Source organism: Salipiger sp. PrR002, from assembly GCF_010500775.1.
In the GTDB taxonomy this organism is placed as follows: Bacteria; Pseudomonadota; Alphaproteobacteria; order Rhodobacterales; family Rhodobacteraceae; genus Salipiger.
The window spans coordinates 1-6,368 of the sequence record NZ_JAAGOU010000065.1; the positions used below are offsets into that span (position 1 = coordinate 1).

The 6,368-nt window shown below is 63.3% G+C and carries 7 protein-coding genes; 2 read left to right on the top strand and 5 right to left on the bottom strand.

From position 1 onward, the window contains the following. Positions 1-56: 56 nt before the first annotated feature. Together G0A00_RS25760 and G0A00_RS25765 are read right to left on the bottom strand one after the other, a co-directional pair. Positions 57-485 carry a cytochrome c gene (locus G0A00_RS25760; RefSeq protein ID WP_203595520.1) on the bottom strand — a complete coding sequence of 143 codons (429 nt, stop codon included), beginning with the start codon at positions 483-485 and terminating at the stop codon, positions 57-59. A 5-nt stretch (positions 486-490) separates the two neighbouring features. Beyond that, positions 491-2,962 (bottom strand): heavy metal translocating P-type ATPase, encoded by a 2,472-nt coding sequence (locus G0A00_RS25765; protein WP_164185531.1) that lies wholly within the window; start codon positions 2,960-2,962, stop codon positions 491-493. Positions 2,963-3,207: 245 nt separating this feature from the next. Between G0A00_RS25765 and G0A00_RS25770 the strand changes: the two genes are divergently transcribed. Further along, positions 3,208-3,510, top strand: a complete 303-nt coding sequence (locus G0A00_RS25770; RefSeq protein ID WP_164185532.1) for an SHOCT domain-containing protein — start codon at positions 3,208-3,210, stop codon at positions 3,508-3,510. A gap of 80 nt (positions 3,511-3,590) precedes the next feature. Here G0A00_RS25770 and G0A00_RS25775 read toward each other — a convergent pair whose 3' ends face one another. Further along, a complete protein-coding gene (locus G0A00_RS25775) occupies positions 3,591-3,800 on the bottom strand; it encodes a heavy-metal-associated domain-containing protein (RefSeq protein WP_164185533.1) in 210 nt (69 codons plus the stop codon). 498 nt (positions 3,801-4,298) lie between these two features. Between G0A00_RS25775 and G0A00_RS25780 the strand changes: the two genes are divergently transcribed. Next, positions 4,299-4,523, top strand: coding sequence for a hypothetical protein (locus G0A00_RS25780; RefSeq protein ID WP_164185534.1), 225 nt, complete (start codon positions 4,299-4,301; stop codon positions 4,521-4,523). Here the strand turns inward: G0A00_RS25780 and G0A00_RS25785 are convergent. Both G0A00_RS25785 and G0A00_RS25790 read right to left on the bottom strand, forming a co-directional pair. After that, positions 4,504-5,868, bottom strand: coding sequence for a DUF6538 domain-containing protein (locus tag G0A00_RS25785; protein WP_164185535.1), 1,365 nt, complete (start codon positions 5,866-5,868; stop codon positions 4,504-4,506). The genes G0A00_RS25780 and G0A00_RS25785 overlap by 20 nt on opposite strands. Before the next feature lie 170 nt (positions 5,869-6,038). Beyond that, entirely contained in the window at positions 6,039-6,353 is a 315-nt protein-coding gene (locus tag G0A00_RS25790) for a hypothetical protein (RefSeq protein ID WP_235953389.1), read from the bottom strand. Positions 6,354-6,368 lie beyond the last annotated feature (15 nt).

Genomic DNA, 6,368 nt, shown 5'->3' on the forward strand with positions numbered 1-6,368 from the left:
TTCAGTCTCAACGGCCTTCCAGCGCTGGAGGGTTCCCGAAAAAGTGAACCTGCGCGTTACCCGGGCGGCGCGGAGATCTCCGCCTGATGCGCGCGCAACTCCTCGGGCCAGGTCGACTTGATGTAGCTGAAGATGGCCTCGATCTGCGCGTTTGTTAGCTGATCACCGAAGCCCGGCATGTTGCTCTCATAGCCGTTGCCGACCACGGCGGCGGTGCCGAGTCGGGTGATCCGAAAGAGCACCTCGTCAGGATGATGCCATGTGTGGCCGGAAGCGTCATGCGGCGGCGCGGGCAGCAGTCCATCGGGACCGGGGCTGCGCCAGTTCGGCTGGCCCTCAAGGTTCGCTCCATGGCAGGCGGCGCAGGTCTCGGCATAGAGCGCCTTGCCCTCGGCGATCTGCCGTGCCTCCGCCGGGGCGGTTTCTGCCCCGGCAAAGACAAACCAACCGGCCAGCGCAACCAGCGTCAGCACGACAAGACCCAGCCACCTCACAGCTTCACCCCGCGCAGCCGCAGCGCGTTGCCGATCACCGAGACCGACGACAGGCTCATCGCCGCCGCCGCCACGATGGGCGAGAGCAGGATGCCGAAGAGCGGGTAGAGGATGCCCGCCGCCAGCGGCACCCCCGCCGAGTTGTAGACGAAGGCGAAGAAGAGGTTCTGGCGGATATTGCGCATGGTCGCCTCGGCGAGGTGGCGCGCCCGGACGATGCCGCCGAGATCGCCTTTCACCAGCGTGATGCCCGCGCTCTCCATCGCCACGTCCGCGCCGGTGCCCATGGCGATGCCGACGTCGGCGGCAGCCAGCGCCGGGGCGTCGTTCACCCCGTCGCCAGCCATGGCGACAGACAGCCCCTCGCGGCGCAGTTTCTCGATCAGCGCGTGCTTATCCTCGGGGCTGACCTCGGCATGCACCTCGTCGATATTGAGCTCCCGTGCGACCGCTTCGGCCGTGGCCTTCGCATCGCCGGTGGCCATGACGATGCGCAGCCCGGCCTCGTGCAGGGCGCGGATCGCCTCGGGCGTGCTCTCCTTTACCCGGTCGGCGACCGCGACCAGCCCGGCGGCGCGACCATCTACGGCGACGAACATTGCGGTCTTGCCGTCATTCTGGAGCACGCTCGCCCGATCCTTGAGCGGGCCGAGGTCCACGCCTTCATCCGCCATCAGCGCCGCATTGCCGAGAGCCACGCGCTGTCCGCCGGCGCTGCCGGTCACGCCCTTGCCGGTGACCGCCTCGAAGTCCGAGGACTCCCGCTCCGGCGCCCCGGCATCTCGCGCGCCAGCGGTGATCGCCTCGGCGAGCGGGTGCTCGGATCCGCGTTCCAGCGCGGCGGCGAAGGCGAGCAATTCGGTCTTCTCCATGCCCTCCACGGGTTCGGCGTCGGTCAGCGTCGGCTTGCCCTCGGTCAGCGTGCCGGTCTTGTCGACCACCAGCACATCGACCTTGGAAAACCGCTCCAGCGCCTCGGCGTCGCGGATCAGCACCCCCGCCTGAGCGCCGCGCCCGGTCGCCACCATGATCGACATGGGCGTCGCCAGGCCGAGCGCGCAGGGGCAGGCGATGATCAGCACCGAGACGGCTGCGACGAAGGCATAGGAGAGCGCCGGGGACGGGCCGAAGACCGTCCATGCCAGGAAGGCCAGTAAGGCCACGCCCACGACCGCAGGCACGAAATAGGCCGCCACCCGGTCGGCCATCGCCTGGATCGGCGCGCGTGAGCGCTGCGCCTTGGAGACCATCTCGACGATGCGCGACAGCGTGGTCTCGGAGCCAACATTCTCGGCCCGCATCAGGAAGCTGCCGGTCTTGTTGAGCGTGCCTCCGGTGACCGGCTCGCCTTCGGTTTTCTCCACCGGCACCGGCTCGCCGGTGATCATGCTCTCGTCCACCGACGAGCGCCCTTCGGTCACCACGCCGTCCACCGGCACGCTCTCGCCGGGGCGCACGCGCAGGATGTCGCCGGAGGCGACGTCATCCAGCGGCACGTCCTCCTCCGACCCATCGCTCACCCGCCGCGCCGTCTTGGGCGCAAGGTCGAGGAGCGCGCGGATCGCGTCCCCGGTGCGCTCGCGCGCGGCCAGTTCCATGACCTGCCCGACCAGCACCAGCACGAGGATCACCGCCGCGGCCTCGAAGTAGACCGGCGTCATGCCCATCTCGTCGCGCATCGCCTCGGGGAAGAGGCCGGGTGCCAACAGCGAGACGATGGAAAAGACATAGGCCGCCCCGGTGCCGAGCGCGATCAGCGTCCACATGTTGGGCGAGCGGTTGACGATCGAGGCCCTCCCCCGCTTGAAGAACGGCCAGCAGAGGATCACCACCGGCGTCGCCAGCGCGAACTGAACCCAGCCGAAGAGCGTATGTCCGATCCAGTCAGCGAAGGGGATGCCGATGTGCGCTCCCATCTCCAGCACGAAGACCAGCGCCGCCAGCGGCGCGGTGATCTTCAGCCGGCGCTTGAAGTCGACGTATTCTGGGTTCGGGCCGCTGTCCGCCGAGGGGGTCATCGGCTCCAGCGCCATGCCGCACTTGGGGCAGTCACCGGGCGCATCGCGGATGATCTCCGGGTGCATCGGGCAGGTGTATTTCGTGCCCTCGGGCATCGGCTCCGGCGCGGGGCGGTCGCCGAGATAGGCCTCGGGTTCCGCCTCGAACTTCGACTGGCACCGCTCGGAGCAGAAGTAGACCTTCTCACCGTCATGCATGAGCATATGGGCGGCCGTAGAACGGTCGACCTGCATGCCGCAGACCGGATCGGTGGCGGTGAGATAGGCGCCGGGATCGGCGCGGAACTTCTCGCGGCATCCCTCGGAGCAGAAGTGGTAGAGATGCCCATCGTGTTCGAGGCTGGGCTTGCCCGCCGCGGGGTCCACGGTCATGCCGCAGACTGGATCGCGGGTGACCTCAGAGGTCGCACCATGGGGCGCTGCGCCTTGCGAGTCGTGAGCCTGGGTCATGGGAACCTCCGGTCGTCGTGGTCAGTGTCCCGCTACAGATGAGGCTTCCAGCGGGGGGAAGGTCAAGAAGATCTCGCAACGTCCAGTGCCGGCTCAGTGCGCCCGATTAGGGGCGCGAGCTGGGACGCAAGGTTGCGGATACGAAAGCGCGATTGAACGTGTGGCAGCATTTGCGCTGGATCAACGTGGCCGAGCGATCGCAGGCGCACCTTCGACAAGTCACAAACTTGCATCGGGAAATGGTCATGAAAAGACTTCTGATTGGATCAATGCTCGTCGCCACGCCCGCGATGGCGGACCCCGAGGATTACGGCCGCATGATGGACTGGGGCTACGGACACGGCCTGTCGATGATCTTCGGCCCCGTTCTTTGGCTGATCGTGCTCGGGCTGGTGGTTGCCGGGGTGATCTGGTTCGTCCGCAGCCACGAGGCCAGTGCCGCACCGCGCGGCCGTCAGGCGGCGCTTTCCGAACTCGACATGCGGCTCCCCCGCGGCGAGATCGAGCCCGAAGAATACACTGCCCGGAAAAAGCTGCTGTCGAGCTGATGCTTCAGGGTGAGTTTCTGGGGCGCCGCCCGCAAGCGGCGCGCGGGCGGCACCCACACTGTACTGTTGCGGCAAAATCCTCAGGAGGCGATCGGCTCGTAGCCGGCGTCACGGATGGCCTGCACCACAGCGCGCTCGTCGCGTGCGCCGGTGATCACCACGGTCTTGGTGCCGAGATCACATGTCGCCCGCGCGCCGGGCGCTGCGGCGGCGACCGCTGTCTCGATGGTGGAAACGCAGTGCCCGCAGCTCATGTCTTCGACCTTGTAGGTGTCGCCGACGCGGAACATCCCCGGCTGCCAGGATCTCGATCTCGGGTGTGAACTTTAGGTCGACCATAAGGTCGGACTTAGCATCACGCCCAAATCCCCGTCAGACGGCCCTCGCCGGAGGCGTACCATCAACCAGGTGAGCGTGGAGCTACAATAGGAGGATCTCGGGCCGCGGCGGGAGCATGCCTGCCTCCCTTGCTGCGGCCCGTCGAGATGCCACGGGTCAGGGGCCCTACGATGTCGTTGCGTTGGCTTGTGCAGATTGAAGGTGGGGTCACCCGCAGAGAACTTTCGCAATCCGCCCTTCCCGGTAAGACTGTCAACCGTGGCGCAAAAGCACGCTATTTCATGCGCACCTCAGTCCGCCGGGAGGGCAAAGCCCGAGCGGCGGTCTCAGGTTACCTCAACCTTCAGCGCATCCGAGCTCAATGGATATCGAAACTTGCTCAAACTCGTTTCCGAGGGAATTCTTTCGTATCCATTTCCTGACCTCAACTGCCAGAGGTCAGAAAGGCAATGCCTTACAAGGGATTCACCCCGTCGCGCGCCGCGCAAATCAAGCAAGTCGAGGACGCGATGGACTTCCTTGCAGACGCCATCGAGGAAGGTTCTGACGGTGATGCGCTGGAATGCATCTACGAGCGGCTTGAAAATGAACTTGCCGCCTTGGAAGCCAAGAACAACACGAGGGAGAGGATCCGGGACCGGAGAGAACGCCGCGCTATGCTTGTCGCGGCTTAAACATGATACGAAGATGCCACTCAAGCTTCTTGCGAAGCTCCATTTCGTCGCCATACACCTCCCGGCCGCGGGCCTTTTTCACTGAATGCCCCATTAGCTCGGCCCGATCATCGTTTTCAACTAAGACGTCCTTCAGGCGCGCCTCAAAGCTATGTCGGAGGCCGCCTATCGTCACGTCTTCCGGGAGGGCGCCATGGGCATGCAGAGCCTTGTTCGCGGTCGCGGAATATGTCCCTTTATGCCGATACTGGGGGAAGCCTTCGGGGTTGCGGCGAAAAGCTTCGAGCGCCACTCCGACCAAAGGAATTTTGCGCTTACTTCGTCGATTCTTGATTTCGCGAGCCCATATGCCGGTCTCCCTGCGAACCCAGATATGAGGCACCGTTGCATCCAAGAAAATTGAGTGCGGTGGAATGTCGGCAATCTCGGATTGGCGTGCTCCGGTTTCAACCAATGCTAAAGTAATGTCCCGAGCCTGCGGGTTCATGAAATCCAGCGCACCTTTGGCGACAATCCTTTCCTCAATGACATCCAAAGGCACTTGGAGTTTCCGACCCTCCTCCTCGTCGAGCTTGCTAAACCCCTTGCCGAGTCCCGCGAAAGGCGAGAAGGGCATTTCCCGTTCATCGACACCCAGGGATGCGTGGAACTTTTCCCACATGAGATTGAGAAGCTGGATTTCCTTCTGCGCGCTCCGACCGAGAATGTCGCCATCAATGATCCGGTCGCGAAGTGCATCCCGAAAAGGAAGCGCTTGATTTACGCGGTGTATCTCAGTGAACACAGTATCATTGCCGAGCAGTTCGACAAACTTGGCTGCGGGTCGTGTCCACCGGGCTCGCCACACGTTCTTCTGCCGCTCATTCTTGTACTTTACGTCTTCCGGGAACCGATCTGGCATCGACTCCGCCACTTCGGTGATCGTGAGCTTCGGTCGCTCTACAGCACCCAGAAGTGCCGAGACAGTCGCGGAGCCAGGCGCTTCCTTGGATGTTTCCAACGATGTGAAACGCGACATTAGGTCTTCCAAAGGACCACTCGCCAACTCTTTCGCCGTTCGGTAGGTGAAGCCCCGGGCCGCGGTGAGCTCGGCCGCGATCTCATACCGAGACTTGGCAGGCGGCGAGGCGGCGCCGGCAAGCATCGCATTCCACTCCGCCAGCTTGCGGCGCTTCCATGCAATCCGGAACTCGATTGCATCTTCGTAGTCCGATGTTCCCGTGGCCTGCCAGATTTCTGTCTTCTCCAAAAAGCCTTGGAACTGGATTGGTACTTGGAGACGAGCGGTGTACAGCCCCTTCTTACCTCGCCGGAAAACTCCACCTGCCATCGCAACCTCGACCATTCAAAAGCCGACTGAAAATACACGTCTTGGCTCAGGATTCAAGGCGTCGCACCGGAAATTGCTACAGAATTTGCTACAGGTCGGCTGGAGGGCCAACGCGATACATGCCTAAAAATAAGGGAAAAATAGGCAGACACCGCCGTGAATGATTCCGCCCCCGGGCACCACTCCTAAAGTTTACTGTTTCCTTTCAGTGGCTTGGAGTTTGATTTTGTCCCACCATCTCCAACCACCGCCGAAAGTGGGACACTTTTGTCCGATGTTTGTTCCTCTGACAGCCGCCTGAGCGCGCTTTCCGCACGGGTCTTTTGACTCGCAGCGCGGGTATAGCGGGTGACTTCCTTGCTGGTCGTGTGGCCGGTGATAGCCATGATCTCAAATTCGGTGCAGCCCAGCTCCGCCAGACGGGCCGCTGCGGCCTTGCGCAGTCCATGAACAGAACAGTTGCCTAGGCTCAGGATGCATTGATTTCGCGGGAACAGCATGATTCACGGCTTTGA

Coding starts and splice junctions, on each gene's coding strand:
- G0A00_RS25765 (WP_164185531.1), bottom strand. CDS start 2,962: ATGACCCAGGCTCACGACTCGCAAGGCGCAGCGCCCCATGGTGCGACC.
- G0A00_RS25770 (WP_164185532.1), top strand. CDS start 3,208: ATGAAAAGACTTCTGATTGGATCAATGCTCGTCGCCACGCCCGCGATG.
- G0A00_RS25775 (WP_164185533.1), bottom strand. CDS start 3,800: ATGTTCCGCGTCGGCGACACCTACAAGGTCGAAGACATGAGCTGCGGG.
- G0A00_RS25780 (WP_164185534.1), top strand. CDS start 4,299: ATGCCTTACAAGGGATTCACCCCGTCGCGCGCCGCGCAAATCAAGCAA.
- G0A00_RS25785 (WP_164185535.1), bottom strand. CDS start 5,868: ATGGTCGAGGTTGCGATGGCAGGTGGAGTTTTCCGGCGAGGTAAGAAG.
- G0A00_RS25790 (WP_235953389.1), bottom strand. CDS start 6,353: ATGCTGTTCCCGCGAAATCAATGCATCCTGAGCCTAGGCAACTGTTCT.